Annotated in this window: 32 protein-coding genes; 23 read left to right on the top strand and 9 right to left on the bottom strand. The window is 60.9% G+C overall.

The window, feature by feature from the left end:
- Positions 1-20: 20 nt before the first annotated feature.
- From MUU55_RS22975 to ku (MUU55_RS22965), 3 genes are all read left to right on the top strand, one after another.
- Positions 21-1,136 (top strand): helix-turn-helix transcriptional regulator, encoded by a 1,116-nt coding sequence (locus tag MUU55_RS22975; protein ID WP_244763100.1) that lies wholly within the window; start codon positions 21-23, stop codon positions 1,134-1,136.
- Between the two features lie 125 nt (positions 1,137-1,261).
- Entirely contained in the window at positions 1,262-1,483 is a 222-nt protein-coding gene (locus MUU55_RS22970; RefSeq protein ID WP_244763099.1) for a hypothetical protein, read from the top strand.
- The gene (ku, locus tag MUU55_RS22965) at positions 1,483-2,280 is read left to right on the top strand and encodes a non-homologous end joining protein Ku (protein ID WP_244763098.1); all 798 of its coding nucleotides are present in this window, start codon (positions 1,483-1,485) and stop codon (positions 2,278-2,280) included. Before MUU55_RS22970 ends, ku (MUU55_RS22965) begins: the two co-directional genes overlap by 1 nt.
- A 1-nt stretch (position 2,281) precedes the next feature.
- Here the strand turns inward: ku (MUU55_RS22965) and ligD are convergent, their stop codons facing one another.
- Both ligD and ku (MUU55_RS22955) read right to left on the bottom strand, forming a co-directional pair.
- A complete protein-coding gene (gene ligD / locus MUU55_RS22960; RefSeq protein WP_244763097.1) occupies positions 2,282-4,831 on the bottom strand; it encodes a DNA ligase D in 2,550 nt (849 codons plus the stop codon).
- 3 nt (positions 4,832-4,834) lie between these two features.
- On the bottom strand, positions 4,835-5,686 hold the full coding sequence (gene ku, locus MUU55_RS22955; protein ID WP_244763096.1) for a non-homologous end joining protein Ku: 852 nt from the start codon (positions 5,684-5,686) through the stop codon (positions 4,835-4,837).
- 134 nt (positions 5,687-5,820) lie between these two features.
- On the opposite strand from ku (MUU55_RS22955), the gene MUU55_RS29335 reads away from it, so the two are divergent.
- A complete protein-coding gene (locus MUU55_RS29335; protein WP_244763095.1) occupies positions 5,821-7,395 on the top strand; it encodes a phospholipase D-like domain-containing protein in 1,575 nt (524 codons plus the stop codon).
- On the opposite strand, the gene MUU55_RS22945 is transcribed toward MUU55_RS29335, so the two are convergent.
- The gene (locus MUU55_RS22945) at positions 7,293-8,225 is read right to left on the bottom strand and encodes a lysylphosphatidylglycerol synthase domain-containing protein (protein ID WP_244763094.1); all 933 of its coding nucleotides are present in this window, start codon (positions 8,223-8,225) and stop codon (positions 7,293-7,295) included. The genes MUU55_RS29335 and MUU55_RS22945 overlap by 103 nt on opposite strands.
- An 85-nt stretch (positions 8,226-8,310) precedes the next feature.
- On the opposite strand from MUU55_RS22945, the gene MUU55_RS22940 reads away from it, so the two are divergent.
- The 3 genes from MUU55_RS22940 to MUU55_RS22930 are packed head-to-tail and all read left to right on the top strand — an operon-like array spanning position 8,311 to position 10,293.
- Positions 8,311-9,036, top strand: a complete 726-nt coding sequence (locus tag MUU55_RS22940; RefSeq protein ID WP_244763093.1) for an endonuclease/exonuclease/phosphatase family protein — start codon at positions 8,311-8,313, stop codon at positions 9,034-9,036.
- Positions 9,036-9,758, top strand: a complete 723-nt coding sequence (locus MUU55_RS22935; RefSeq protein ID WP_244763092.1) for a DUF72 domain-containing protein — start codon at positions 9,036-9,038, stop codon at positions 9,756-9,758. The genes MUU55_RS22940 and MUU55_RS22935 overlap by 1 nt, the downstream gene beginning before the upstream one ends.
- Positions 9,751-10,293, top strand: a complete 543-nt coding sequence (locus MUU55_RS22930; RefSeq protein WP_244763091.1) for a DNA-3-methyladenine glycosylase — start codon at positions 9,751-9,753, stop codon at positions 10,291-10,293. The genes MUU55_RS22935 and MUU55_RS22930 overlap by 8 nt, the downstream gene beginning before the upstream one ends.
- On the opposite strand, the gene MUU55_RS22925 is transcribed toward MUU55_RS22930, so the two are convergent.
- On the bottom strand, positions 10,276-11,787 hold the full coding sequence (locus tag MUU55_RS22925; protein WP_244763090.1) for a sensor histidine kinase: 1,512 nt from the start codon (positions 11,785-11,787) through the stop codon (positions 10,276-10,278). The two genes, MUU55_RS22930 and MUU55_RS22925, sit on opposite strands and share 18 nt — an antisense overlap.
- 142 nt (positions 11,788-11,929) lie before the next feature.
- The gene (locus tag MUU55_RS22920) at positions 11,930-13,879 is read right to left on the bottom strand and encodes a hybrid sensor histidine kinase/response regulator (protein ID WP_244763089.1); all 1,950 of its coding nucleotides are present in this window, start codon (positions 13,877-13,879) and stop codon (positions 11,930-11,932) included.
- Between the two features lie 175 nt (positions 13,880-14,054).
- On the opposite strand from MUU55_RS22920, the gene MUU55_RS22915 reads away from it, so the two are divergent.
- The 4 genes from MUU55_RS22915 to MUU55_RS22900 all read left to right on the top strand — a co-directional run bounded on the left by MUU55_RS22915 (position 14,055) and on the right by MUU55_RS22900 (position 16,514).
- Positions 14,055-14,318 (top strand): hypothetical protein, encoded by a 264-nt coding sequence (locus tag MUU55_RS22915; RefSeq protein ID WP_244763088.1) that lies wholly within the window; start codon positions 14,055-14,057, stop codon positions 14,316-14,318.
- A 335-nt stretch (positions 14,319-14,653) separates the two neighbouring features.
- Positions 14,654-15,010, top strand: coding sequence for a hypothetical protein (locus MUU55_RS22910; protein WP_244763147.1), 357 nt, complete (start codon positions 14,654-14,656; stop codon positions 15,008-15,010).
- 288 nt (positions 15,011-15,298) lie between these two features.
- Positions 15,299-15,547 (top strand): DUF6894 family protein, encoded by a 249-nt coding sequence (locus MUU55_RS22905; protein ID WP_244763087.1) that lies wholly within the window; start codon positions 15,299-15,301, stop codon positions 15,545-15,547.
- Between the two features lie 472 nt (positions 15,548-16,019).
- Positions 16,020-16,514, top strand: coding sequence for a Crp/Fnr family transcriptional regulator (locus MUU55_RS22900; protein WP_244763086.1), 495 nt, complete (start codon positions 16,020-16,022; stop codon positions 16,512-16,514).
- Here the strand turns inward: MUU55_RS22900 and MUU55_RS22895 are convergent.
- Positions 16,507-16,785, bottom strand: a complete 279-nt coding sequence (locus tag MUU55_RS22895; RefSeq protein WP_244763085.1) for a DUF6894 family protein — start codon at positions 16,783-16,785, stop codon at positions 16,507-16,509. The two genes, MUU55_RS22900 and MUU55_RS22895, sit on opposite strands and share 8 nt — an antisense overlap.
- 90 nt (positions 16,786-16,875) lie before the next feature.
- Between MUU55_RS22895 and MUU55_RS22890 the strand changes: the two genes are divergently transcribed.
- From MUU55_RS22890 to MUU55_RS22845, 10 genes are all read left to right on the top strand, one after another.
- Positions 16,876-17,388, top strand: coding sequence for a sigma-70 family RNA polymerase sigma factor (locus tag MUU55_RS22890; protein ID WP_244763084.1), 513 nt, complete (start codon positions 16,876-16,878; stop codon positions 17,386-17,388).
- A 66-nt stretch (positions 17,389-17,454) separates the two neighbouring features.
- Positions 17,455-17,949 carry a BON domain-containing protein gene (locus tag MUU55_RS22885; RefSeq protein WP_244763083.1) on the top strand — a complete coding sequence of 165 codons (495 nt, stop codon included), beginning with the start codon at positions 17,455-17,457 and terminating at the stop codon, positions 17,947-17,949.
- 85 nt (positions 17,950-18,034) lie between these two features.
- Entirely contained in the window at positions 18,035-18,265 is a 231-nt protein-coding gene (locus MUU55_RS22880) for a hypothetical protein (RefSeq protein WP_244763082.1), read from the top strand.
- Between the two features lie 68 nt (positions 18,266-18,333).
- A complete protein-coding gene (locus MUU55_RS22875) occupies positions 18,334-18,627 on the top strand; it encodes a hypothetical protein (protein ID WP_244763081.1) in 294 nt (97 codons plus the stop codon).
- A 29-nt stretch (positions 18,628-18,656) separates the two neighbouring features.
- Entirely contained in the window at positions 18,657-18,833 is a 177-nt protein-coding gene (locus MUU55_RS22870; protein ID WP_244763080.1) for a hypothetical protein, read from the top strand.
- Between the two features lie 176 nt (positions 18,834-19,009).
- The gene (locus MUU55_RS22865; RefSeq protein WP_244763079.1) at positions 19,010-19,327 is read left to right on the top strand and encodes a PepSY domain-containing protein; all 318 of its coding nucleotides are present in this window, start codon (positions 19,010-19,012) and stop codon (positions 19,325-19,327) included.
- 12 nt (positions 19,328-19,339) lie between these two features.
- Positions 19,340-19,936: a general stress protein gene (locus MUU55_RS22860; protein WP_244763078.1), complete on the top strand. Its 597-nt coding sequence runs from the start codon at positions 19,340-19,342 to the stop codon at positions 19,934-19,936.
- 215 nt (positions 19,937-20,151) lie between these two features.
- Positions 20,152-20,871 (top strand): Crp/Fnr family transcriptional regulator, encoded by a 720-nt coding sequence (locus tag MUU55_RS22855; RefSeq protein WP_244763077.1) that lies wholly within the window; start codon positions 20,152-20,154, stop codon positions 20,869-20,871.
- A gap of 164 nt (positions 20,872-21,035) precedes the next feature.
- On the top strand, positions 21,036-21,905 hold the full coding sequence (locus tag MUU55_RS22850; protein ID WP_244763076.1) for an SDR family oxidoreductase: 870 nt from the start codon (positions 21,036-21,038) through the stop codon (positions 21,903-21,905).
- Positions 21,906-21,916: 11 nt separating this feature from the next.
- The gene (locus MUU55_RS22845) at positions 21,917-22,180 is read left to right on the top strand and encodes a hypothetical protein (RefSeq protein WP_244763075.1); all 264 of its coding nucleotides are present in this window, start codon (positions 21,917-21,919) and stop codon (positions 22,178-22,180) included.
- Positions 22,181-22,313: 133 nt separating this feature from the next.
- Here the strand turns inward: MUU55_RS22845 and MUU55_RS22840 are convergent, their stop codons facing one another.
- The 3 genes from MUU55_RS22840 to MUU55_RS22830 form a co-directional block, all read right to left on the bottom strand.
- Entirely contained in the window at positions 22,314-22,526 is a 213-nt protein-coding gene (locus MUU55_RS22840; protein ID WP_244763151.1) for a hypothetical protein, read from the bottom strand.
- 182 nt (positions 22,527-22,708) lie between these two features.
- Positions 22,709-22,903 carry a hypothetical protein gene (locus MUU55_RS22835; RefSeq protein WP_244763074.1) on the bottom strand — a complete coding sequence of 65 codons (195 nt, stop codon included), beginning with the start codon at positions 22,901-22,903 and terminating at the stop codon, positions 22,709-22,711.
- A complete protein-coding gene (locus tag MUU55_RS22830; RefSeq protein ID WP_244763073.1) occupies positions 22,893-23,105 on the bottom strand; it encodes a hypothetical protein in 213 nt (70 codons plus the stop codon). Before MUU55_RS22830 ends, MUU55_RS22835 begins: the two co-directional genes overlap by 11 nt.
- A 371-nt stretch (positions 23,106-23,476) precedes the next feature.
- Between MUU55_RS22830 and MUU55_RS22825 the strand changes: the two genes are divergently transcribed.
- Both MUU55_RS22825 and MUU55_RS22820 read left to right on the top strand, forming a co-directional pair.
- Positions 23,477-24,349 carry a hypothetical protein gene (locus MUU55_RS22825; protein WP_244763072.1) on the top strand — a complete coding sequence of 291 codons (873 nt, stop codon included), beginning with the start codon at positions 23,477-23,479 and terminating at the stop codon, positions 24,347-24,349.
- A gap of 194 nt (positions 24,350-24,543) precedes the next feature.
- Positions 24,544-25,164 (top strand): cupin domain-containing protein, encoded by a 621-nt coding sequence (locus MUU55_RS22820; RefSeq protein ID WP_280519068.1) that lies wholly within the window; start codon positions 24,544-24,546, stop codon positions 25,162-25,164.
- Positions 25,165-25,275: the final 111 nt, after the last annotated feature.

Raw genomic sequence — 25,275 nt, 5'->3', positions numbered from 1 at the left:
CTATATGGGAGTAATGCAGCGTGAAACCTGAGCACGTTCTGGACAAAATCCAGTCGATCTATAGCTGGGCGAACGAAGGAAACACCCAAAGCGGCCTGGACATCCTGCGTGACGCCGTCGGAGCCGAGCACGTCGTTCTGTCCCGCCGGAACCGTAGCGGGCAGGATACGCGCCTTGCCTGTAATCGGCTTGCAGCTGACGAGCTAACCTGCCTAGACACGCTCTGGACGAGTGATTTCGCGGATTCCTCGTTCAAACGAATACCGCCGGGAAAGGCGTTTCGCGTGACTGATCATCTGCCCTTGCAGGTGATAACGGAGAGCGAGAGTTATCAAGAGTTCGTTCGGCATATAGATGGCGGGTTAGGAGCATCCACCAAACTTGCGAGCGAAGGAGCCTCGTCTGTTCTCTTTGTCTGCCGTTCCGCAAGACAGGGGCGCGATTTTTCCAACCAAGACTTGCTGACAATTGATCTGTTGGCTTCCCATGTGGTCGAGGCAAACGAGATACGAACAAGGATTGAAGCAAGCCGAGAGAGGGAATCGCGAAGTTTCGAGATTCTCGATCTTGTCGATGAGGCTGTCGTTCTTCTCAATCAAGACGGCAGGGTCGTGTTCATCAACCAGGAAGCCGACGCGCTATTTGCCACTTGCGATAGTCTGTCGTGCGTGAACGGTCGCGTGAGAGCAACAAACCACGCTCTTGATAATGCGCTACAATCAGCGATAGGGCGTGCATCTGATCTCGATCTTGTCAGCTGCAATCCACACTGTGTAACTTCACGAACGCCTCACCGCTTGTCCGTGCCACAGCGACGCGGACTTGCGCTCACGGTCAAGATATTTCCCGGTAGCCACATGGGTGTTGATCGGTATGGGATTGGGATCTCGGCTGTGCTGATCATATCCGATCCCGAAAAATCAAATCGTTTCAGTTCCCATCAGATCGCATCACAATTCGGCCTTTCAGACCGAGAGGCCGAGCTCACTGCGCTTGTCTGCGGCGGCACAAAAATGAAGGACGCTGCGGCGATGATGGCAATCTCCATCGGCACAACTCGCCAATATCTGAAATCGGTGTTCGCCAAGACTGGGGTAACCCGACAGTCGGACCTCATACGTCTCGTCAGAAGCTGACGAAAATCACGCCGCTATTGGCGGTGATCTGAGCGACCTGCAACGCGGTCTCGCCTTAGTCGACGTTCCGGGAACTACCCGGGGACTGTCGCATTAGAGGCATATCCGTGGCTTTGGAGGACACGATGGACAACAAGGACCGATTGATCCTGGCGCTGGCTGCTCTGCTTCGTGCGGAGCGGGAGACGCGTGGCGCGCTGATGGAGGCGCTGGAAGAGGACTCGATCTCGCGCGAGACACTGCTCGCCATCTTGTCCGATCCCATTCCCGTCGTCACGCAGGAGGACATTGCTTTTGCCGAGCGCTTCGCGCTGTCGAAACATCTACCGCTCGAAAGGAAGGGTTGATGGCGCCGCGCGCGTTCTGGAAAGGCTATCTCAAGCTCTCCCTGGTGACGTGCCCCGTCGCAATGTCGCCGGCGATATCTCAAGAGGATAAGGTGCGTTTCCGTACGCTCAACGGAAAGACCGGTAACCCCGTCGTCAGCCGCTATGTGGATGCAGTCACCGGCAAGGCGGTGAGCGAAGACGATGAGGTGAAGGGCTATCCGCGCGGCGAGGACGACTATGTCATGCTGGAGGACGACGAGATCGAAGCGGTGGCGATGGAGAGCACGCGCACCATCGATATCGAGACCTTTGTGCCGAGCGAAAGCATCGAATGGATCTGGTACGATTCCCCCCACTACCTGGTGCCGAATGACATGGTCGGCGAAGAGGCCTTTTCCGTCATCCGGGAAGCCATGGCCTCGACGGGTACGGTGGGTATCTCGCGACTCGTGCTCTACCGCCGCGAGCGGGCCGTGATGCTGGAACCGCGCGGCAAGGGCATCGTGCTGTGGACGCTGCGGTATGGTGACGAAGTGCGTAGCGCAGAGGACTATTTTGCCCATCTCAAGCAGGCAAAGCCGGATTCCAGGGCCCTCGCACTGGTCAAGACGCTCATTTCGGAGCGCACGAAAAAATGGGATCCGAGAATGGCTGACGACCCGGTCCAGGACCGGCTGCTCGATATCATCGCGTCAAAGAAGAAGGGCCGAAAGCGTCCCGCCAAGGTCAAGTCGCCGCCTCCGACGGCCGGCAATGTCATCAACATCATGGATGCGCTGCGCCGGAGCATCAAGGCGGAGGCCAAGGGCAAGTAGCTCAGCCTTTCGATGTGATGGCCTTCAAGGGCGCTGCCGCCTTTGCGAAATCCGCCCATGGATCAACGCTGAGCGCGTGAAGGCGTGTCGGTGTATTTTCGACTGTGAAGTAAGCAGGGCCAATGTCGGCGCTGAGCTCGCTCCAGGCGATCGGCATGGAAACGGCAGCACCTGGCCGGGCGCGCGTAGAGTAGGGGGCAACTGCCGTCATGCCGCGCTGGTTGCGCAGGTAGTCGATCAGAATTTTTCCCCGCCGTTTCGACTTGCTGATGGTCGAGACATATTTGTCGGGGCTGTCCTTGGCCATGGCGTCGGCCATCGCCTTGCAGAAGGCCTTTACCGCCGGCCAGCGCGCCGAGGGTTTAAGGGGAGCGCAGACATGCAGGCCCTTGCCGCCCGAGGTCTTGACGAAAGCCTCAAGCCCAGCTGCTTGCAGGCGCTCGCGTGTTTCCTCGGCCGCGTCGATGATGGCCTGCCATTCCACACCCTCGCCGGGGTCGAGGTCCATGATGATGCGGTCCGGTCGCTCCCAGTCGGCGAGCGTCGAGCCCCAGGGGTGAATTTCCAGAACGGCCGACTGCACGAGACCGATCAGGCCGTCGAGATCTTCGATCGCCACATAGGGCTCGTCGTCCTTGTCCGCCGGATCCTGCACGTCGATGATCTTGGCGTTGATGCCCTTCCATGCATGTTTCTGGAAGAAGGTCTGGCCCTCGATACCGGTCGGCGAGCGCAGGAGCGCGAGCGGCCGGCCGACGATATGCGGGGCGATGTAGCGCCAGACCTCGCTGTAGTAGTCCGCAAGCCCTTCCTTGGTCACGCCCTCGTCTGGCCAGTAGATCCGGTCCGGATGGGTGAGGCGAACGGTTCGGCTTGGCGGCTTCTCGGCTTTCGGTGCGGCTGCCTTTGACTTCGGCATTTCGGCGACGACCTCCTTGGCGGGCTTGTCCTCCTTCAGGCCGCGGAATGAGGCGTGGCGCAGATGCCCGTCGGCCGTCCAGGCGCGAAATTCCACTTCGGCCACCAGGTCCGGCCTCACGTAGCGGGCCTGCCGGGCCTCCTCAGCCGTCAGCCTCCGGCCGAAGGGGCTTTCGTCGATGCGGATGCGCGACAGACGTTTGAAGAGGTCGGCGGCCACGGGGGCGGAAAAGCCCGTGCCGACGCGGCCGACGGGCTCGAGTTTGCCGTTCTTGTAAACGCCAAGCAAGAGCGAGCCGATGGCCTGGCGCGAAACGCTGGACGGTGCGTAGGCACCGATGACGAATTCCTGTCGGGCGGAGCATTTCGACTTGATCCAGCTCTTGCTGCGCCCTTCCCGATAGGGTGCATCGCGTGATTTCGACACGACACCCTCGAGACTGAGACGGCAGGCGTGGCGCAACACAAGCGCGCCGTTTTCATCGAAATGGCCGCTGTAGCGCAAAACCCCATCTATGCCCGGTACCAGTTTTTCGAGAAGTGCCTTGCGCTCTTCGAGGGGAAGGCGCGTCAGATCGTAACCGTCGAGATGGAGGAGGTCGAAGAGATAGAAGGTGAAACGATCATTCCGTCCGGCACTGAGATCCGCCTGTAGGGCGGAGAAGTCCGATGCGCCGGTGCCGGTCTCGACCACGAGTTCGCCGTCGATCAACGCCGTGCCTATGGGCAGCGCGGCCAGCGCCGTGACGACCGCCTTGCCGAACTTTTTCGTCCAGTCCAGCCCGCTGCGTGTGAGAAGCTTGACCCGCCCGGCCTCGATGCGGGCCTGAAGCCGGTAGCCGTCGAACTTGATTTCGTGCAGCCAGCGGTCGCCGGCTGGAGGCGCTGTGGCGAGTGTTGCCAGCATCGGCGGCAGGAAGTCCGGCAGCCTTGCCTTGCGCGCACCGCTGATGCCGGAGGGATCAGGCGCCTCCGCCGCGAGCAATTCCTTCCCGACCGTTTTCGCGTTCGTTTTTTTCGCTGCGGATTTACGGATGCGTCCCGTCTTCGAGGACCAGCCCGGCTCTTCCCCGGCGACATCGGCAATCTCACGGCCCGTCTTCACCGATTCCGGCCGCTCGTCGAGCAGGCCGTCCGCGCCATCGGGCATGGCGAATTCATCGTCTCCCTTGATCAGCAGCCAGTTCTCGCGCTTTTCGCCGGGCTTGCCGTGCATGCGCACGAGATGCCAGCGGCCATGCAACTTCTCGCCGTCGAGCATGAATTCCATGTGCCCCTTGGCATAGGCCTTACGTGCATCGCCGATCGGTGTCCAGGTGCCGCGATCCCAGACGATGACGGTGCCGCCGCCATATTCGCCCTTGGGGATCGTGCCCTCGAAATCACCATAGGCCAGCGGATGGTCTTCGACATGCACCGCCAGCCGCTTCTCGCTCGGCACGAGGCTCGGGCCGCGCGTCACCGCCCAGCTTTTGAGCACACCATCCATTTCGAGACGGAAATCGTAATGCAGCCTTGTGGCGTCGTGTTTCTGAATGACAAAGCTGTGCCCGCTCTTGCGGGCCTTCTTGCCGCGGGGTTCGGACGTGGCCTTGAAATCGCGTTTCTGCCGATAGATGTCCAGCGTGGCCATGGATCACCCCGTCTTGCGGCGGGTCACCGCCGTCTTGCCTGCCGCCGCGGTTTTCTTCGCCTTGCGCCTGGCGGGTTTTTCATTCTTGCCGGCGCTCTGGCGCAGGGCCTCCATGAGATCGATGACCTTGCCCTCGGCCTTCGGCTTGACGGGCTTGATCTTGCGGCCTTCGATCTTCGCTTTCACCACCTCGGCCAGAGCGGCATCGTAGCGGTCGTCGAAGATCTTCGGATCGAAGCGGCCGCTCTTCGTCTTGATGATGTGTTCGGCAAGCTCCAGCATCTCGCCCTTGAGCTTGAGGGCGGGTATTTCCGAAAAGGCCTCCTCGGCGGAGCGCACCTCATAGTCATAATTGAGGGTGGTCGCGATCAGGCCGTCCCCTTCAGGGCGGATAAGCAGCGTGCGCACACGCCGGAAAAGCACCGTCTCGGCAATTGCCGCCACCTTCGTCGCCTTCATGCCTTCGCGGATCAGGGCAAAGGCCTCCGCGCCATGTCGGTCGGAAGGCGCGAGATAGTAGGGCTTGTCGAAAAAGAGGTCGTCGATGTCGCCGCAAGCGATGAAGGCTTCAATTTCCAGCGTCTTGTCGCCCTCGGGTACCGCGGCGGCGATCTCCTCGGGATCGAGCACGATATAGTCATTCTCGCCCGCCTCGTAGCCCTTCATCTGATCCTCCCGCTCCACCACCTTGCCCGTCTCGCTATCGACGAACTCCCGGTGCAGCCGGTTACCGGTCTTGCGGTTGAGCATGTGGAAGGCGATGCGTTCACTGGTCGAGGCAGCGGTGTAGAGCGCGACAGGACACAGCAGTTCACCAACCTTCAAAAACCCCTTCCAGTTCGCTCTCGGCGCCACGCTCGTTCTCCCGCTTCAAAGCGGAGGCAATGCGGGCCGGCGCCAAATGTTCCGATGCCGACGTGAGACACGGAACCAAAGCCGGTGCCGCGAATTTCCGCGCAGCAAAGACAAATCAGACAAGGCGGCAGACAGTGCGAAATGAAGAGGCCCCGTTGCTCGTTCCCGATATCGATAGAAGCACTCCAATCATCCAGCCCGGCGAGAACGCCTGGCGCGTGGCAAAGGCCGACCGCCTCGACGTGCTCGTCGATGGGCAGGCCTATTTCGAAGCGCTGGAAGGCGCTCTGGAACAGGCGTGTCGCGAAGTCTGGATCGTCGGCTGGGACTTTAATCCCGATATTCCGATGCAGCCTGGATTGCCGCAATCCCCGACGCTCGGCGCCTTCCTACTGAGGCTCGTGGAGGAACGGCCGGAACTGACGATCCGCGTGCTCGTATGGGGCATGGGGCCGGTCTATTCCGGCAAGTCGTTGAAAATGTTTCGCAAGCGGCGCTGGTCATCCCATCCACGCATCGTACTCGCCTTCGATCGCCGCCATCCGATCCGCGGCTCGCATCACCAGAAGCTGGTCGTCGTCGATGATACGGTTGCCTTCGTCGGCGGCATCGATCTCACCGCCAAGCGTTGGGATACAAGCGAGCACCTTGTCGATGATCCCAGACGCACGCTTCCTTCTGGTACGCCTTACGAACCGGTACACGATATGCAAGTGGCGCTTGAGGGGGAGGCCGCGCGGCTTGCGGGCGATATCGCCCGCCGCCGTTGGCTCTTCGCCACGGACGAGGCCGTTCCGGCCATCACGTCTCGAGCGCAAGTCCGTCTCGACGGCACGGCGGACATGATGACGAATGTGGAGGTCGCTTTCGCGCGCACGGAGCCGGCGATCCGAGGACGCGCCGCCGTGACGGAGGCGATGGACCTGACCGTCGCTGCGCTGAAGGCAGCGCGGCGTCATATCTATATCGAGAGCCAATATTTCGCCTCGAGCCGTGTCTGCGATGTGCTGTGCGAGCGGCTTTCCGAACCGGACGGACCTGAGGTCATCCTGATCTCGACGCTGAGTTCACACGGCATGATCGAGCGCTTGGTGCTCGGGGCGAACCGTGACCGTTTCATTCGCCGCCTCAGCCGATGCGACAAGCATGGCCGCCTGCGGGCCTTCTATCCCGTCGTGCCGAAGGCTGACGAAACGGAACAGGAGATCGTCATTCACTCCAAGCTGGTAATCGTCGATGACACATTCCTGCGCATAGGCTCCTCCAATCTCAACCAGCGCAGCGAGGGGCTGGATACCGAGCTGGACATTGCCATGGAGGCGCATGTTGCAGCCGAGCGCCACGGCATTCTTGCATTGCGGGACCGTCTCCTCGCCGAACATCTCGACGCCGACGCTTCAAGTTTTGTGGCTGCGGTTCGTGTGGAAGGGGCGTTGGGTCGAACAATCGATGCATTCAACACGCGTCAGCGTGGGCTGCGACCCTTTCGCGATGCTGCGGGCAAGGGCGCGGTTACTGCGGTCGTGGGAACCGGCATCGTCGACCCTGTCGCACCCTGGTGGCCGATCTCGGCCTGGGTCGCCGCGACCCGGACGTTTTTGAATCGTCAGCTTGCGCCCTTGTGCAACCCGGCGTCAGCGTTCGACCCCAGCAAGGCCTCGCTGGCGAGCAGTGAAACCACGCCGAGCGGCAGCGGAATGAAGAAATAGACGACGCGGAAGGCGATCAGCGCGCCGATGGAGGCAGAACCGCCGAGCAGGAAGCCGATTGTCGCTTCCAGCACGCCAAGCCCACCGGGCACGTGGCTGACCAGTGCCGTGAGATTGCCCACCACATAGGCGGCGGTCGTTTCCATGTAGCCAACGTCACCGTTCAAAAGCTGATGCAGGCAGGCGGCGACGAAGGCGAAATTGATCGTACCAACCAGAATCTGCAAGGCCGCAAGGCGCAGCGGCGGCAATGCGAACCGCCAGCTGCGGACTTTCAGCTCGCCACGCAGGAATGCTGAAAGCGCCATATAGACGGCTCCGACCGCCAGGCAAGCCACGCCGAGAACGGCGGACGTGGCGGTTCCGAGCCCGGCGATCTTTCCCGCGGTTCCTGGAAGCAGGATGAGGCAGAGCCCGGCCAGCGTGATCAGGCCCAGCCCAACGGTCATGCCACAGAAAACGATCAGCTTGGCGATCTCCTCCGCATCAAGGCCCCAGCGGGAGTAGAAGCGGTAGCGCACCGCCCCGCTGCTCAGCGCCGCGACGCCGACATTGTGCCCGATGGCAAGGCTGGTGAACGAGGCGAGCGCGGCGCGTGGATAAGAGAGCGGCTTGCCGACATAGCGCAACGCCAGAAAGTCGAAGATCGTGAGACAAAAATAGGAGCAAGCCGCGAAAGCGAGCGCCAGGGCGAAATGTCCCTTGGGAATGGCGGCGAGGGAGTCGCGGATATCGTCCCAGGAGTATTGCGCCAGCGTCCGGTAGATCAGCCATCCCGCAACGAGCACCGCACAAGCGATAAGCGCGTGGAGAAAATGGGCTCGTTTCATGCGGCTGGTCCTTCCTGGCTTGTTGGAGCGGAACGAAAACGGAGCTTTTGTGTTCCCGAAGCGGCGAAACCAACGAGAGGACGGCATGGGTAGGCGGCTGAGGATCGTGACGTACAATGTGCACAGTTGCTTCGGCACGGACCGGAAGCTCGATCCTGGGCGCATTGCTGAGGTCATCGCCGAATGCGATGCCGATATCGTCGCGCTGCAGGAGGTAGACGTTGCGCGGGCGCGCAGCGGCGGTACCGATCAGGCGCAGACGATCGCCAACCATCTGAGCATGGTCTCGCACTTCCACCCCGCGCTGCATCTGGAGGAGGAGCGTTATGGCGACGCGCTGCTGACGGCGCTCCCGACACGTCTTGTCAAGGCTGACGGGCTTCCATCACGCGGCGAGCCAAGGGGCGCATTGTGGGTAGAGGTGCCTTTCGACGGGGTGAAGCTGCAGGTCTTCGTTACCCATCTCGGCCTGCTCGGCGCCGAGCGCGTGCGCCAGACCGAAGCCCTGATCGGGCCGGGCTGGCTCGGCACGCCGATGGCGGATGATACGCGTATCATCCTCGCCGGCGACCTCAACGCAATCTCCCGCTCGCCATCCTATCGCATGCTCGCGCGCCGCCTTCGGGATGCGCAGGTCGACGCCGGCGGGCGGCCCGCCGCGACCTTTCCCTCCCGTCTGCCTCTGCTGCGCATCGACCATATCTTCGTCGGTGCGGGGATTGCCACACGCCGGACCTTCGTCCACGACACGCCAGGCGCCCGCCGGGCATCTGACCACCTGCCGCTCTGTGCCGACCTGGAAATCGTGTGATGTGGAAGACCGGTCCTTGCATCGCAACGGCGGCGTGGTCGATCCCGAAGAAAGTCGCCCGCCGCTTTCCCGAAACAGGCAGTAGTCTCGAACGCTATGCCGCAGTTTTCAACGGCGTGGAGATCAACTCGACCTTCTACCGCCATCATCAAAAGGCGACATTCCAGCGTTGGGCAAATGCTGTGCCGGCGCATTTCAAGTTCGCGGTGAAGATTCCGCGCGAAATCACGCATGAGGCGCGCCTGCGCAATATCGGTCCGCTCTTCGGCGTCTTCCTGGACGAAGTCTCGATGCTGGAGGACAAGCTGGGTCCGTTGCTGTGCCAGTTGCCACCCAGCCTCGGTTTCGATGCTGACGAAGTGGAAAAGGCCTTTTCGGCCATGCGCCGTACGTTTCCCGGCACGCTCGTGATCGAGCCACGTCACAGGAGCTGGGCCTCGCCGCCAGCACTTACGCTTCTGCAGGAATATGTCATCGATCGTGTTCTGGCCGATCCCGCTCCCGTCTGGCCGCTATCCGATTTTCGCGAAACGCCTCGATATGTCCGGTTGCACGGCACGCCCAAAATTTATTATTCCAGCTACAGCGAGGCCGAAATTCGCGGGTTTGCGGAGCACCTCGGTACGGAAAGCTGGTGCGTTTTTGACAACACAGCCTCCGGCGCCGCCATCGAAAATGCACTGGCAATGCAGGACCATATGACGGACAAACAGGATGGATGAGCGTTTCTTCGCCCGCGACGTCGTTGCCGTCGCTGTCGATCTTCTCGGAGCTCGTCTGCTTGTCAGCGGCATCGGCGGGCTCATCGTGGAGACGGAGGCCTACCGGCAGGACGACGAGGCATCGCACAGTTTTCGCGGGCAGACGGCTGGAAACGCGGCGATGTTCGGGAAACCGGGCCGCGTCTATGTCTATCGCTCCTATGGCCTGCACTGGTGCTTCAATATCGTATGTGAGCGTGGAAGCGCCGTGCTCATTCGGGCGCTGGAGCCGACACACGGGCTGGAGACAATGACGGCGCGACGGGCGATAGGCGAGGCGCGCAAGCTCTGTGCCGGGCCGGGCAATTTGTGCAAGGCACTCGCCATTACCGGAGATATGAACGGATTGTCGGTTCTCGCGGATCCCTTTTCGCTGGAAGCGCCTTCTGAAGTGCCTGCGTCGGCAAGCGGCGTGCGCATCGGCATCAGCAAGGCGGCCGAACGCCCATGGCGCTTCGCCGTCAAGGGATCGCGCTATCTAAGCCGACTGATCTGACACCCGCGGCTCCACGATTTCGAGCTCGGCGGTAAAGGTCGTTCCATCGCTTCCGTCGAAGGTGTGCGTGCCGTTCAGCTGGTTGACGACGCCTTGGATCAGGCGGCTTCCCATGCCGCGTTGGATGGTCTGCGGATCGAAGCCGACACCATTGTCGTGCACGGTGAGCCGGGCGCGGCGTTCCCCGATGGACTTGAGCGCGATGGAAAACGTCCCCACGCGACCATCGGTAAAGGCATATTTCAGGATATTGGTCAGAAGCTCGCTCACCAGCAGGGCGAGCGGGGTCGCATTGTCTGTCGAGATGGCGATTTCATCGATATCGTAGTCGACGGTCACCGCCGAGCCATAAGCGTTTAACAATTTTTCGACGACAGAGCGTATGAGGTCCTGTGCGCACAGGAAGGAAAATTCGTCGTGCCGGTAGATCTGTTCGTGCACGGCAACCATGGAGGAAATGCGATCGGACAGAGACTGCTGGGTTTCCACAGGCAGGCGCTGGAGCTGGATGATGCTCTGCACGGCTTGCAGGTTGTTCTTGACGCGATGGTGTATCTCGCGAAGCAGTAGCTGATTGTCCGCGAGCGCATTGCGAAGCAGCTGGGACTGCGCGGCGTCGCGTTGCCGAAGATGGCGGATCCATTGGCCCGCGGCAAGAAGGCTGACGCCTGCCAGGACCAGCACCGAGATCGCCACCGTCACATCCCGCCAGAAGCGCTGGATGCCGAAATCGTAATCCGCCGACGCGAGCGCGATAAGCCCGGTGTCATCGACCGTTCGATAGGCAACGACGCGATGAGCGTCATCAACGGGCGAAACGGCCTCGTAGGTGCCAGTTGCCGATTTGGGCAGGTAATCCGTGAACAGTACGTATTGGCTCATGTCCAGCGGTCCGTCGGCCAGCGGGTAGCGGGCGACAAGTTGGCCATCGGCGCGAGCGAAGCTAACGGTCGAGTTCGGGCCGAGATCGACGGCTTCCCATACGTCGGCGAGCACCTTGACCTCGAAGGAGACCACGGCTGCGCCGGCAAAGAGGCCATTGCGCTCCAGTCTGCGGCTGAAGGCAAAAATCTGCTCACCGTTGAGGCGGCTGATCAAAAGGCTCGAAATGTGCTGATTGGCGCCCTTTGCAAGCTCCGAGAAATACGGCCGGTCGACAATGCTGATGGGCTTTATCATCGGATCTGTCGAATAGAGTGTCAGGCCTGCTTCATCGACGACATAAGCGTTGACCTGGCCCGGCAGGTCCGCGACCGCTTCGTCGATGTTACGCACCTTGGCGGAGGCGGGCGGAACGATATTCTCGCCAAGCGTCTCGTCGATGCGCTGAAGGGCCTGACGCGCGAGTGAATCGAGCAGCGACACATTGCTGGCGACGATCTTGGAGGCTGCGATGGTCCGTTCCTCGGCTCGGCGAACCGCATCCCGATAGCTCGTGTTGAGCCAAAGACCGAGCATGAGGACAAGCGAGACGAACATCGCTAGGATGATCATCGCAGCCGCTCTTGCCATCGTGAAATGGATATTCAGCCCGCGCGGCACTGCTTTCCCCCAAGTGCATCCGTCAACCTTACCCGGAAGGCTGAGTTATGTCGCGCCTTTCGTCAAATCCGCCGCGATCGGTCATCTACCGTACCTATTGCCTTGGCTGGTGGGCGTCGCCAGACATCGCCCGCTTTATGATATCCTCCAACTGCCGTTCGCCGAACGGCTTCGACAGGCGAAGCAGGTCGGTGCGTGCTTCCGGCGGCAATTCGGAGTAGCCTGTGGCGAGCACGATGGGGATGCCCGGCCAGCGTTCACGGACGATATCGGCAAGCTGGGAGCCGGTCATCTGCGGCATGGCCTGATCGGTGACGATGAGGTCGATGGTCCGTTCGGCAAGAAATGCCAGGGCCTTGGTTCCTGACCCGGCTTCGCAGACGGTATGGCCCATGTCTTCCAGCATCATCACGGTGTTCATCAGAACGAGCGGATCGTCATCCACGGCAAGCACGCAGAGTGCGCCGATATTATTGGGAAACGGCGGCGGTGCGGAAGGCTCCTCCTGCTTCCCTTCCGGGACGGCTTCGGCGACGGGGAGCCATAGCTCGGCCGTGGTGCCGACGCCCTCGGTGGAGTGAAGCACCAGCTTGCCGTTGGACTGCGCCATCAGGCCTTGCACCATGGAAAGTCCGAGACCCGTGCCTTTCCCGATGCCCTTTGTCGTGAAGAAGGGCGAGATAGCGTTTCTCAGGGTGTCCGGGTCCATGCCGTGCCCCTCATCCTGGATATAGACGCAGAGATAGGCCTTCTCCCGCAACTCGGGATGAACCTTTCCCGCATCGGCCTCCAGCCGTGCGCCGATCAGAAGGCGGCCGCCTTCCGGCATTGCATCGCGCGCATTGATCGCCAGATTGAGGAGAGCGTTCACCATCTGGTTGGGGTCGGTCCAAACCGAAGGCAGACTGAGCGGAAAATGCGTTTCAACGATCACCGCCGGGCCGATCGACCGTTGCAGCATGTCCGTCATGCCGCGGATGAGCCCCCAGAGATCGATCGAAGCCAGATCCAGTTCCTGGCGGCGCGAGAAGGCGAGAAGGCGCTGGGTCAAAGAGGCGCCGCGCCGGGTTGCCTGCAAGGCATTGTCGATCAAGGACTGGGCCTCGGGCGTTGGCGAGATGCGCCGTTTCAGGAGGTCGAGACTCGCTTGAACCGCCATCAGGAGGTTGTTGAAGTCGTGAGCGATGCCGCCCGTCAGCTGGCCGAGAGCCTCCATCTTCTGCGCTTGGAAAAGCTCTTCCCGTGCCAGTTCAAGCGCCTGCTGCGCGTCGCGCTTTTCCGTGATGTCGCGCGTTATCTTGGCGAAGCCAATCAGAGAGCCATCGTCACCGCGGATGGCATCAATGATGGCATTGGCCCAGAAGCGCGTCCCATCCTTTCGTAGCCGCCAGCCTTCTGACTCGTAGCGTCCGTCGCGGCGAGCGGCTTCCAGCGCTTGCTCCGGAGCCCCGGCAAGCCTGTCGAGCTCGGGAAAGAAGCTGGAGAAGTGCCTGCCGATGATCTCGTCCGGGCGATAACCCTTGATGCGTTCAGCACCGGAATTCCAGCTGGAAACCCGGCCATCAGCGTCCATCATATAGATGGCATAGTCTGTGACACCTTGCACGAGGAGGCGGAACTGCTGCTCCGTCTTTCGAAGCTGCTCCTCGGCCTGCTTCCTCTCGGTCAGATCGCGCGTGATCTTCGCGAAGCCGATGAGATCGCCGGCGTCATCGCGGATGGGGTCGATAATGACATGCGCCCAGAACTCAGACCCATCCTTGCGCACCCTCCAGCCTTCGCCTTCGAACCGTCCTGTCTCGGCGGCGTTCGACAAGGCGACAAGGGGGAGGCCGCTCTCACGGTCGGCCGGGCGATAGAAACGGGAGAAATGCGTATTGAGAACCTCGTGCGCCTCATACCCTTTGAAACGGCTCGCACCGGAGTTCCAGCTGACGATATTGCCCTGTCGATCCAGCATATAGATGGCGTAGTCAGTAATCGCATCTACCAGCAGCTTGTATCGGTCCCCGCCGGCAAGCGCCGGCATCTCAGCTTCAATCATCTTTGCCCCCGGTAGCCAACCGCATCAAACGCCGAAGATATGAAAATGTTCCATGGGCTTCGTCTGAATTCGCCATGTCTGTGGTGTGGAGTATCCGCATGAGCATGGAGTTCGGATGGTGTGAGGGAACAATCGATAGAACCTTCCGTTTGCCCTGTATCTCGGGAGGCACCCCATGGCGATCGATAATTCAGTCCATCTGGAAGGCAGGATCAACGCGCATCGACGCCTGATGGTCGAACTCGTCTCTCTACTGGGCACGATCCCCGAGGCGCAAGAGGCGTTGCGTGCCATGGCACGGGACAACGAGACCGTCATCGATCATCAGGAGGATCCCGGCTTGGAGCCTGACGTGGCCTTCGCCGTCCAGCAGATCGCCGATGACGAGATCAGAGGAATTCTCAAAGCCGCGATGACGCGTCTTGAAACCAAGGTATGAGGATGGAAACCATGGGAATGATGGACAAGATTTCCGGATACTTCAAACAGCTGGCAGGCGAGGTCACAGGCAATCCGGCGCTGCACGAAGAAGGGCTCCGCGAGGTTGAGACCGGTTACCGTGAAAAAGACGAACAGGTTGTGCCTGTCGCGCCGCCCATGATCCAGGGCGCGGACAGGGTCACCTTGGCAGAGACCGGTCGTGAAAAGATCATTCATGCCGACGCCGTGCCGCAATTTGCGGTCTCTCAGACAGGCCGGACCAATGACGGCATATCGAAGCCGACCAGTCGCGACGGGTCCTTGAATTCCGATGACAACGCGCGGCGCCAGAATATGCCCACGGCCGTCGCCAACTATTCCGATCCCGATCAGTTGAAGCTGTTCCGTCTGGTGCCGATCGCGTCCGCGACGGACACGAACTGGGACATTGCACCCCACCAGGGCGAGGTGGTCGTGCGCGCTCGCTCCAGCGGCGATGCGCGTGTTGTGGCTGCGCAAGCCGAACTCGACTACATGGAAATCGACGCTCTGCCGGGCGATGGCAATTCCACGACCTCTTCAAGCGCATTCCGCAACGAGAAGCTCTACACCGTTATCGACGAACACAACCCGGCCTATCCGCTTGACGGCCCACGCGAAGTCGTCGCCGGCACAGTCCGCGTTGACAACATCCGACCCACCGAGCTTTGAGGAGGTAGCCAGTCTGTCCGCATTGCCTCAAAACATCGCGATATCAGGCATATAGCGGAAGCTGCCAACCGGTGTGGGCCGCTGCAACAGTTCTTCCGTTATTGCCGTAACACGTTTCGCCTTCCTGCAAGGCAGGCGCAATTGCTGTTTGGCGGTTGGCCTGTGGCCTCAAATCCCCGCTGCCAAAGCTGCTCCTCAAGCATTGGCCGCCGCTCAACCGTTACACTGTGCCCGCCCGGGGAACGTTTGCCCCGCTTTGACATTGTCCTGCCAAAACGGGAGACGGCAATGGAACGGTATTATTTCAAGATTCAGGATCAGGACGGCGTGCTGCAGCCCGATAGGGGCTTTGAGTTTCTGGATCTGCAAAAGGCCAAGGATGAGGCTAAAATGCTCCTGGCGGAAATGGCGGTCGATGGGCTGCCGAACGAGCCGGTAGACAGCATTTCTGTTGAGCTGCAGGACACCAACCGTGTGCCCATAGTCACGTTCCGGCTGGTTTTGGAAGCAATTCCGCACGGCACGCATCAGGCGTAGGTGAATGATCCAGCCGCGGCGCCTGCGCGATCACGTAAGCGGCTGAAAACTGCAACGTATTCCTCCCAGGATATGCCGGCCGGCTGCATATTCCATCCCTCTGTCCGCTTCCGTACCGACGCCTCGCGCTGGGTTGTCTCACTCATTTTATGGTCATAGATGGACAGCCATTGACTTGAGGACAGACCGAAGCCCTTGGCAGATATGCGGTCGCTGAACCGCATAGGATTGTTGGATGGACTACGGTGGGCAGGGCAGGTTTCGGAACACCCTGCTTCGGCGCCTATCGGAAACGAGTATCGAGCGGTTCGCCGCACGCTTGGAATGCATCGAGTTGCCTCGTTCGCACCAGCTTTCCTCTCCCCATCAGCCCATGGAGCACGCCTATTTCTTCGAGAGCGGGATCGCATCCGTCGTCATCCGCTCCCCGGAGGGTCAGCACAGCGAAATCGGGATCATCGGAAGAGACGGCATGTGTCCAGTGTCGGCTATTCTGGATGTCGATGCCGATCCCTTTTCCGTCCACATGCAGATGCAAGGCCAAGCCTACCGTATTCCGGTTGCGGACCTGAAAGCCGTTCTGGTGGAGGACCGCGAGGTTCACCGGCTTCTTGCCCGCTACACCCAGGCATTGGCCGTCCAGCAGGCCTATACGGCGCTTTCCAACGCCGTGCATCACATCGACGAACGGCTCGCCCGATGGATCTTGATGTGCCACGACCGGGTGGACGGATCAGACATCAGCCTGACGCACGAATTCATGTCGATCATGCTTGCCGTGCGGCGTCCCAGCGTGACGACCGCACTGCATGTGCTGGAGGGCAAAAAGCTTATCTACTCGGAGCGCGGCGTCGTCAGCGTGCGCAACCGGGCCGGCCTGGAGGCATTTGCGCGCGATGCCTATGGCGAATGCGAGAAGGAATACGAGCGGCTCATCGGTGCCGTCGTCTCGCAGCCCGTTACCTGAGTGCATCCTGGAAGGGCAGCCGCGCCACCAGTTCTCCCTGGTCATCAAAAATCTCGAACAGGCGCGTTTCATCGACCTGTCCCTTGCGCAGGTCCTCGGCCAGAATCTCGCGTGCTGCAAGACGGGCTTCGGTAACGGCTGACTCGAGTGTTTCGAAGTCTGCGCCCTCCCGGTCCTCGATCCGTTCCGTTCGGCTGCAGATATGAAAAAAATAGTGGGTCATCGTGCCTCGCAGCGTCCTTGATCCCACAGGGACCAGCGAAATCGCCAAGTGTTCCATTTTCTTTCTGTAGGCATCTGTACGCTAGCGTACGGCAACCTCCGCGACCCCGCCTCGTTCCCCTTCGAAATGGAGGAATGAATGAACGCCGCGGTCTCTCTATCCCTGCCTCAGCCAGTCCACACCGGAATAGAAGCTCAGTTGCCCGCACTGAGGCGGTTCGCCCAGCAACTGACGCGCTCGGCAAGCGACCGGGAGGACCTCGTTCAGGAAACTGTCATGCGGGCGCTTCGTTCCTCGCACCAGTTTCACCCTGATACGAAACTCCGTTCGTGGCTTTTCACGATCATGCGCAATACCTTCAACACGGAATATCGTCGGCGCTGCCGGGAACCTGTTGGACTGGATGACGGGCTCCTCGAACGGGCCAGCATATCGGCGCCGCAGGAGTGGGCGGTTCGTCGCAGCGAACTGCGTTGCGCCCTGCGCCGCATCCCCCCGCGCTCGCGCCGCACATTGCTGCTTGTGGCAATGGGGGTCAGCTATATCGATACGGCACGGCTTTGCGATTGCGAAATCGGAACGGTGAAAAGCCGGGTCAATCGCGCGCGAAAGATGCTCGAAGACGAGATCGGTCGCCCCGGCGCGCAATAGCGGGAACAATGACCGGTCTGAGCGGTTGGCTCTCATCATGATCATGTTGAACCATGGAGCAAGACGATGGCCGATCGCAAACACGTCTCACGTGAAGAGGAATTTAGGGATTACGAGGCACGCGATACGCGAGATGGCTGGCCCTATCCGGATGATGACGATGCGCGCCGCGCCACGCAGAATTCGCCTTATGGCGCCCGTGATGCCGCTCTGGATCAGCGTGGCGACGATGGGTTCGCGATCACGCGCGATCCCGTTGACCGGGATGTCGATGGCGCACCGCTGCCGTTTGCGGACGAAATGGATGATATTATCGCAGACGACGATCTCGAGGCGCGGATCATTGAGGCTCTCGAAGAGAACGGCAAAATCGATATCGAGACGCTGAACCTCACGATCCGGGAAGGCGTCGCCGTGCTTGATGGCGCCGTGGACAGCGAGGAGGAGCGTGGCTACCTCATCGCCTTCCTGCGCCGGGTAAAGGGCGTGCGCGACGTGCAGGCCGAGGAGCTTCTCTCGCGCGGCGTTGACAGCCATATCCCTCGCGACGCGACGGAATAGAGCTTCGTACGATTTCGTACCATGATACCGCTTTGAATAGTTTTTATCGCGCCCTAGACTCCGCCTGTACATACAGGAGGCGGGCGTGGGCAACTACACTTCCAAGGGAACGTTCGAGCCGGACGAGCTGGGCGCATTGAAGTCGGTTTTCGACGAACTCACTGCGCAGCCTTGGTTTGATGCGTCCGATGATGCTAGGGAGAGCTTTGCCAAGTATCTCTTCGAGACATTTCCCGCCGTCACCTTTGATCCTGTCAAGCACCGTTCCATCATCGAGGCCTCCGCCCGCATGTTCTACACGCGCGACGGCGCGTAGCGTTCTCGTCTGAACCATCGCTCCGTTGCCGCGTTGCACACCTGATCCCCAAAAAAGGAGAAGGTGCAATGTCCGATGACAGTACGAAAACCATGTGGGCAACATTTGCGACCCGGGAGGCCGCAGATCGCGCTGTCGAACATCTCGTACAGCAGTGCGGAATCGCCCGTACCGATGTGTTCATAGAGCCGAACGCGGGACTCAATACGGCCGGTATAAAACCTTCCGGCGGCGATGCCGTCCGCGCCGACGCGCCGCTCCACGGCGAAATCCGAGTTTCCGCCGATATCGCCCACGCCGATCTTCTAGACGCCGAAAAGGCTTTCCGTCAGGCCGGCGCGCACAACGTGATGGCGCGATAGATACCGGTCAAAACCGCGAGGAGTTTGCGATGGCTATCATTCCGACCGAACCCGATCCCGGCCCAAATCCGGTTCCCGGCCTGCCGCCAATCGGCGAACCGCGCCCTCCGATCAAGGAGCCCGATCCCGATCGTCTGCCTGACGACGAACCAAATCCGAATCCCGATGAAAACGATGAACCGGCCAAGCAGGCTTTCCTGCGTTGAACGCCGGCCGAAACAGGCTGGCCAGGTAGAGTGTGTTGTCAGGTCTGTCGGCGCGCTTGGAACGCTGGATCGGCATCAAGCTGAAGTCATTTAAAAAATCTGAAAATGAAAGAGGAACCAAACGCTCTCCTGCCGGTTTGCTCCTTGCCTTCAACGGCTGAAAACGAGGAGACATCATGAAAAAGCTATTGCTTGCCGCCGCGTTTGTCGGCGCATCGACCCTCGGCGCCTTCGCTCAGACCTCCACGGCCCCTGCCACGGATGGCGATACGCCGGCAATCGCGACCCCGGACGACAAGAACGCCACCGCGCCGGTCGAAGGCGCCAACAGCTTCACCGAAGAGCAGGCGAAGGAGCGCATTGTCGAGGCGGGCTATGCCGACGTCACCGGTCTCAAGCTCGACGACAAGGGCGTCTGGCGCGGGACCGGCGTGAAGGACGGAAAGTCCGTCAACGTCGCGCTCGACTATCAGGGCAACATCGTCGCCAACTAAGAGGATACTCCCATGAAGAAAACCGCTACCGGATTGTTTGACGACTATTCCGACGCACGCGCCGCCGTCAGTGCCCTCGAAGCGCGGGGCATCCCTTCCGACGACATCAGCATTGTCTCGAACAATGTGGATGAGCGGCAGACCGGCGACACGAATGCCGCCGAGGGCGCCGGAACCGGAGCCGGGATCGGTGCCGCGGTCGGCGGTGTCGGCGGTCTGCTGACCGGTCTCGGCATCATGGCTATTCCGGGTGTTGGTCCTGTTGTTGCCGCCGGTTGGCTTGCCGCAACTGCGGCCGGTGCCGCCGCAGGTGCAGTGGCTGGCGGTGCGGCAGGCGGCATTATCGGCGCCATGACGGAATCCGGCGTGCCGGAGGAACATGCCCATGTCTATGCGGAAGGCGTGCGCCGCGGCGGCACGCTCGTCACCGCCCGGGTCGAGGAAAACCTGTACCCGGAAGCTGAGGCCGTTCTGCGCCAGTCGAACTGGGTCGATCCGGTCGAGCGGCGCGCAGCCTATGCCGAACAGGGCTGGACGCGCTTCGACGAAACGCTCGACCCCTACGGTCCCGCTGAAATCGAGCAGGAGCGCTTGCGCTACCGACGCTGATTGCTGAGTCAGCCGTATTTGATCGACGTGATGGAAGGCCGGCCCGCGCGCCACGGGCCGGCCATCCTTGTAACACTATTCCGGCTTTTTATGAGCGGCTTGCTGCCCGTCTTTGTTCTTGTGACCGGATGGCGTAAGCTCGTCTCGTCATCGGCATCGTCCTCTTGGTGCCAATGTACCGAAGCAAGCCTCGGCCCGAAACTGGAGGCGTGACCATGACCGCCCCATTGCGCTCAGCGCCTCTCAACAATCTTTTGCAGCTGTTGCCGGACATCGACTTCCAGATGCTGGCGCCCGATCTGACGTACAATGTCTTTCCAAAGGGCATGCCTCTGGCGCATCGCGACAAGCCGATCGACGCCGTGCATTTCCTCACATCCGGTATCGGGTCCGTGGTGATAATGACACCGCGGGGGCGGCGCGCGGAAGCGGGGATCTTCGGCTTTGACGGCTATATCCCCACTGCAGCGGTTACCGGCGCCCGTATCAGTTCCTATGACGTCACAGTCCAGCTTGACGCTGAGGGTTACAGTATGGACTTCGACGATTTCCGACACTGGATGGACCAGAGCAAATCTTTCGTGCAGATCATGAACCGTTCTATGGAGGGGTTTGCCGTGCAATTGGCGCACACGGCCGTGTCCAATGCCGTGCATGACGTCAACGAACGCCTCGCTCGCTGGCTCCTCATGTGCCATGACCGCTCCCGCAGCGATGAGATGGCGCTCACGCACGAGCTTCTCTCCGTCCTCCTCGGGGTCCGGCGCCCCAGCGTGACGACCGCGCTTCATATCCTGGAAGGCAAGGGCCTCATCCGCTCGCTACGCGGCAGCGTCCTCATCCGCGACCGCTTGGCTCTGGAGGGTTTTGCACACGATTGTTACGGCCGGCCCGAGGCAGAGTACCGACGATTGATGAGCGGCCTCTCCACATAGAGATTGCAATGAAGGACGGTTTGGTTGGTCGAGATGTCGAGACAGGCCGCGGTTCCAAGGTTGGCGCGACGGGGCTCGTGAGCCGTTTTCCAGATGTTTGACTGAGGGAACATCTTAGGCGGCACCGAGTTCGAAGCGTAAACCCGTTGTCGATGGAGCCCCAGATGTCTGAAGCCGATGCGCACCGCCCGATGCCACCGCAGCCGGTGCAGGAGCAATCTCCCCCTGGGTTGACCGGCGCGATGAAGCCGGTACCAGACCATGGCGAGGAGACCTATGTCGGGGCAGGAAGGCTGAAAGGGAAGGTGGCGCTGATCACCGGCGCCGATTCCGGGATCGGCCGGGCCGTCGCCATCGCCTTCGCGCGCGAAGGCGCCGACATTGTGATTTCCTATCTGAGCGAAGACCAGGACGCCAATGAGACTGCCCGCTGGGTCGATCAGGTGGGTCGCAAGGCTCTCGTGCTTCCCGGGGACATAACCAGCGAGGATCACTGCCGTCATCTCGTGCGTCAGTGCCTGGAAAACTTCGGCCAACTCGACATCCTCGTGAACAATGCCGCCTTCCAGCGGACCTATGCGGATATCGGCGATATCAGCTCCGAGGAATGGGACCGGACGTTCCGAACCAACATTTATGCGCCGTTCTTCCTGTCCCGTGCGGCCATCCCGCATATGAAGCCGGGCAGTGCCATCATCAACACGACTTCCATCCAGTCCCGCCAGCCGTCGCCCCATCTTCTCGCCTATGCGGCGACGAAGGGGGCGATCTCGAACTTCACCGCAGGGCTCGCAGAAATGGTCGCCGACAAGGGCATCCGCGTGAATGCCGTCGCGCCGGGGCCGATCTGGACGCCACTCATTCCCTCCACCATGCCGCCCGAGAAGACAAAGGATTTCGGCAAGCAAGCCCTGCTTGGCCGCGCCGGCCAGCCGGCCGAACTGGCTGGGGCCTTTGTCCTGCTCGCGTCCGATCTCGGCAGCTACATGACCGGCGCGGTGATCCCCGTCACTGGCGGCGAGATCATGATCTGAGAGAGGAAACGATGACCGATATCCGCAGACATGGTTTCGAGAGCGATGCGCAATGGCGCGAACACCTGGAGGAGATCGAGGATGCGGTGCATCCAATCGGCGATCTCCCGCCGAGCGATCAGAATGTTCTCGAACACCTCGCGGCGATGCGCGTCGACGTCGCGGCATTGCGGGAGCTGGTAGAAGCCCGGCGCCAGGGCAATCCAACGAGGGGCTGGCGAAGCCTCGTCGGTCTGGCAGCCCTTCTGATGTTTGTTGTTGCGGTTGGCAGATGAAAATCCCCGGCAATCCTGGGGGTTCCACGTTCGGGAAGCTTGAGCGAAAGGCTCACTCGGCAGGGGTTGTGAAGCGCGCAAGCCCTTCAGGAAAGGGGCCACCTCAGCGTGTCGGCGATCCGAGGTCAGAGTTTTACCCCTTCCTCTCGGGCTCGTTGCTTTCAGGCAAATTGCTCGGTTCCACATGCTTCTTCACGGTGGAGGTATTTGTGGCCGAGACAGGATCCGAAGCAGGAAAGGTATCCTCCAGTCCGTTTTGAAGTTTCCCCTTCGCGCCAGCGCTTGCCTGCCGCGCCTGCTCCTTATGCAAAGACCGCACGGCCGGCGATTCAGTTTGCTGTCCCATGTTTCCCATCTCCTTCCTTTCGCGGAAGTTTGGTCTCGTCTGCTTCGGGATGTGTGCCATCGGAGACGCTGCCTGGATGCGGATCCGAAACAGTGCCCAAGGGAGCGGGGCCTGGCGTTGGTCGATCGCCAGCGGTGTTCCCGAGATGTGCCGGATTGTTTTTCATGATTGCTCGCTTTTTCTCATGACCGATCGGGCTCTTTGTCGTCGAACCCCACATCCCAGTCCTTTTGAGATTTCTTGCCGGGCGGATCACGATTGATCGTGGCATCCTCCGAGCCGGTGATGACGGTCGGCTTGGCGCTTGCGACGCCATCGGCCTTGCGGTTCGCCTGAGAGGGCGCAAATGCGCCGCTTTTTTCGCACTTATTCTCCATCGCCGTGCTCCTTTGTCTTCAAGGCGTCGGACGGGCGGTTGCGCTCCGGGTCTGTGTTGGTCTCGCCAACCGCGTCCCGCGTCGTGTCCGGATCGTCCTTGGCCGGAAGGTAGCCGCGGGGCCGGCTCTCCTCAGGGCCTTCCCAGCGGGGGGATTGGTCGGTTGTGCCGGGCGCACCGTCCCGTGGTTTGCTGATACCCATGTCGCATCTCCTTTTCGATGCTAACCCGCCGGCCCTGCCGATGTTCCATCGTCCGAAAAGGACGGGCAGCGTGCGTCGATGGGCGCGCGTTATAGGACGACAGAATCCGATCGGCCGCCGCAGGGTCACGCCGTAGACCTCTTCATCGGGGTGAGGTGGCGCGTCGGATTCAAGATTGGCGGTGGGCTTAAAACGATGGCGGAGCAAGGCATGGAACATCGGATCGTGGCCGAAGTTGTTGTTTTTACGCGCACGACGCGTTCACGACATGAAGGAGATTTCAAATGGGTCGCGGTATTCTTCTCTGGCTCCTGGGCATTCCCCTGCCGATCGTCATCCTGCTTGTCCTGTTCATGCGATAGGAGGCGGCTATGGCCAACTACACGACGGGCGTCTCCGACGTCGGCGTTGAATCCAATGTCCCCGCTTTGAGCTGGGGGCCGATTATCGGTGGCGCGGCAGCCGCCTGCGCGATCAGCCTTATCCTCCTTCTTCTCGGCTCCGGTGTGGGGCTCACCATGGTCTCGCCCTGGGGCGGTGAAAGCGCCTCCTTCACGACCGTCAGCGTGACGGCGGCGATCTGGTTCGTCATCGTGCAATGGCTTTCCTCGGCGCTTGGCGGCTACCTGACGGGACGGCTGCGCACAAAATGGGCCGGTGTTCATACCGATGAAGTGTTCTTTCGCGATACCGCGCACGGCTTCTTGAGTTGGGCGCTGGCGACGGTCGTCGTGGCTGGGCTGGCCGGCTCGGCCTTCTCCTCGCTGCTCGGCGGCGGCGCGCAGGTGGCATCATCCGTCGCGACGACCGCAACCGTCGGCGCCGCTGCAACGGCTGCGGGAAGCGACGCGGCGCCTGATCCTGCCACCGGATACTTTACGGACATGCTCCTCCGTCCACAGGATGGGGCGGCGAGGGCACAATCTGACGATGCGGCCGCTGCCGCGGAAGTCTCTCGCATCCTCGTGCAGGGCGCGGCCAAGGGGGAGGTCGTTGAAGCGGATCGTGCCTATATCGCCACGATCGTGGCTTCCCGTGCCAATATCCCTGCGGGAGAGGCCCGTGCACGCGTGGACCAGGTACTACAGCAGATCGAGGATGCGAAGAACGCAGCCCTCAAGGCTGCCGATGACGCTCGAAAGTCCGCCGCGACGGTGGCGCTGCTCGGCGCCCTGTCATTGCTGATCGGCGCCTTCGTGGCTTCGGCCGCCGCCGCTCTCGGTGGCCGCCAACGCGACGAGTGAGACGAGTATTGCCGCATACAGGGCGCCGTGTTCAAAAAGGGGAGCACGGCGCCTATTTGATTGTTTGCCACGGGGATGTTGTTGCCGAGAATATCCCGGGTATGCGTAGCTTTGCTTGCCACAAGAGTCGCAGCTAGACAGTGCTTGAGTGAAGGATTTATGATTGTGGCACCGATTAATGCGATGCCTCTCATATGAATATCGTCAAGCCACCTTTGCCGTCTGAAAGCAGTCGGGAGGATAAGATCCAGTCGAACCCGGTGCGGCTTGGCGCACGTCTAAAGCTTGCGCGGCAGACGCGCGGCTTGACGTTGAAAGCCCTGGCGCTGGCTGCGGATTGTTCCGAAAGCCTGCTGTCGAAGATCGAGAACGGCAAGGCTTCGCCGTCATTGCCCATGCTGCACCGGCTGGTGCGGGCGCTGGATTCCAATATCGGCTGGATGTTCGAGGAGACGGATGCTGACGAGGGCGTGGTATTTCGCGCCGGAACGCGACCGCTGATCTCGCTCGATCCGCTGCGCCGCGGCGAGGGTATATCGCTTGAGCGCATCATCCCCTATTCGCAGGGTCACCTGCTTCAGTGCAACATTCATCATATCGATGTGGGCGGGGAGAGCGCCGGGCCGATCCAGCATGTCGGCGAAGAAGTGGGCTACGTGCTCGTCGGCGAGATCGAACTGATGATCGGCGACAAGACCTTTCGCCTGTCCGCCGGAGACAGTTTCGTTTTCAATTCTGAACTGGCCCATTGGTACCGCAATGTCGGAAACCAGCGCGCCTCGATTTTCTGGGTAAATACCCCGGCAACATTCTGATTTTGTTCAGGAAAATTTCCGATTTAACTTTTGCGGTTGTTGATATTCAAGTGACTTGACAAGAATTCAAGTCACTTGAATAATGCCTCTTGTAAATTCAGTTGCCGCTCG

The organism is Shinella curvata, from assembly GCF_022899935.1.
Classification (GTDB): domain Bacteria; phylum Pseudomonadota; class Alphaproteobacteria; order Rhizobiales; family Rhizobiaceae; genus Shinella; species Shinella curvata.
Note: the sequence above shows the minus strand (reverse complement) of the source record. Positions and strands in the feature narration are given on the sequence as shown.

Coding starts and splice junctions, on each gene's coding strand:
- MUU55_RS22890 (WP_244763084.1), top strand. CDS start 16,876: ATGAACGCCGCGGTCTCTCTATCCCTGCCTCAGCCAGTCCACACCGGA.
- MUU55_RS22925 (WP_244763090.1), bottom strand. CDS start 11,787: ATGATCATCCTAGCGATGTTCGTCTCGCTTGTCCTCATGCTCGGTCTT.
- MUU55_RS22860 (WP_244763078.1), top strand. CDS start 19,340: ATGAAGAAAACCGCTACCGGATTGTTTGACGACTATTCCGACGCACGC.
- MUU55_RS22820 (WP_280519068.1), top strand. CDS start 24,544: ATGAATATCGTCAAGCCACCTTTGCCGTCTGAAAGCAGTCGGGAGGAT.
- MUU55_RS22855 (WP_244763077.1), top strand. CDS start 20,152: ATGACCGCCCCATTGCGCTCAGCGCCTCTCAACAATCTTTTGCAGCTG.
- MUU55_RS22830 (WP_244763073.1), bottom strand. CDS start 23,105: ATGGGTATCAGCAAACCACGGGACGGTGCGCCCGGCACAACCGACCAA.
- MUU55_RS22885 (WP_244763083.1), top strand. CDS start 17,455: ATGGCCGATCGCAAACACGTCTCACGTGAAGAGGAATTTAGGGATTAC.
- MUU55_RS22900 (WP_244763086.1), top strand. CDS start 16,020: ATGTGTCCAGTGTCGGCTATTCTGGATGTCGATGCCGATCCCTTTTCC.
- MUU55_RS22870 (WP_244763080.1), top strand. CDS start 18,657: ATGGCTATCATTCCGACCGAACCCGATCCCGGCCCAAATCCGGTTCCC.
- MUU55_RS22910 (WP_244763147.1), top strand. CDS start 14,654: ATGCCCACGGCCGTCGCCAACTATTCCGATCCCGATCAGTTGAAGCTG.
- MUU55_RS22915 (WP_244763088.1), top strand. CDS start 14,055: ATGGCGATCGATAATTCAGTCCATCTGGAAGGCAGGATCAACGCGCAT.
- MUU55_RS22875 (WP_244763081.1), top strand. CDS start 18,334: ATGTCCGATGACAGTACGAAAACCATGTGGGCAACATTTGCGACCCGG.
- ligD (WP_244763097.1), bottom strand. CDS start 4,831: ATGGCCACGCTGGACATCTATCGGCAGAAACGCGATTTCAAGGCCACG.
- MUU55_RS22935 (WP_244763092.1), top strand. CDS start 9,036: ATGTGGAAGACCGGTCCTTGCATCGCAACGGCGGCGTGGTCGATCCCG.
- MUU55_RS22850 (WP_244763076.1), top strand. CDS start 21,036: ATGTCTGAAGCCGATGCGCACCGCCCGATGCCACCGCAGCCGGTGCAG.
- MUU55_RS22845 (WP_244763075.1), top strand. CDS start 21,917: ATGACCGATATCCGCAGACATGGTTTCGAGAGCGATGCGCAATGGCGC.
- MUU55_RS22930 (WP_244763091.1), top strand. CDS start 9,751: ATGGATGAGCGTTTCTTCGCCCGCGACGTCGTTGCCGTCGCTGTCGAT.
- MUU55_RS22905 (WP_244763087.1), top strand. CDS start 15,299: ATGGAACGGTATTATTTCAAGATTCAGGATCAGGACGGCGTGCTGCAG.
- ku (WP_244763098.1), top strand. CDS start 1,483: ATGGCGCCGCGCGCGTTCTGGAAAGGCTATCTCAAGCTCTCCCTGGTG.
- MUU55_RS22835 (WP_244763074.1), bottom strand. CDS start 22,903: ATGGAGAATAAGTGCGAAAAAAGCGGCGCATTTGCGCCCTCTCAGGCG.
- MUU55_RS22825 (WP_244763072.1), top strand. CDS start 23,477: ATGGCCAACTACACGACGGGCGTCTCCGACGTCGGCGTTGAATCCAAT.
- MUU55_RS22945 (WP_244763094.1), bottom strand. CDS start 8,225: ATGAAACGAGCCCATTTTCTCCACGCGCTTATCGCTTGTGCGGTGCTC.
- MUU55_RS22970 (WP_244763099.1), top strand. CDS start 1,262: ATGGACAACAAGGACCGATTGATCCTGGCGCTGGCTGCTCTGCTTCGT.
- MUU55_RS22940 (WP_244763093.1), top strand. CDS start 8,311: ATGGGTAGGCGGCTGAGGATCGTGACGTACAATGTGCACAGTTGCTTC.
- MUU55_RS22920 (WP_244763089.1), bottom strand. CDS start 13,879: ATGATTGAAGCTGAGATGCCGGCGCTTGCCGGCGGGGACCGATACAAG.
- MUU55_RS22865 (WP_244763079.1), top strand. CDS start 19,010: ATGAAAAAGCTATTGCTTGCCGCCGCGTTTGTCGGCGCATCGACCCTC.
- MUU55_RS22840 (WP_244763151.1), bottom strand. CDS start 22,526: ATGGGACAGCAAACTGAATCGCCGGCCGTGCGGTCTTTGCATAAGGAG.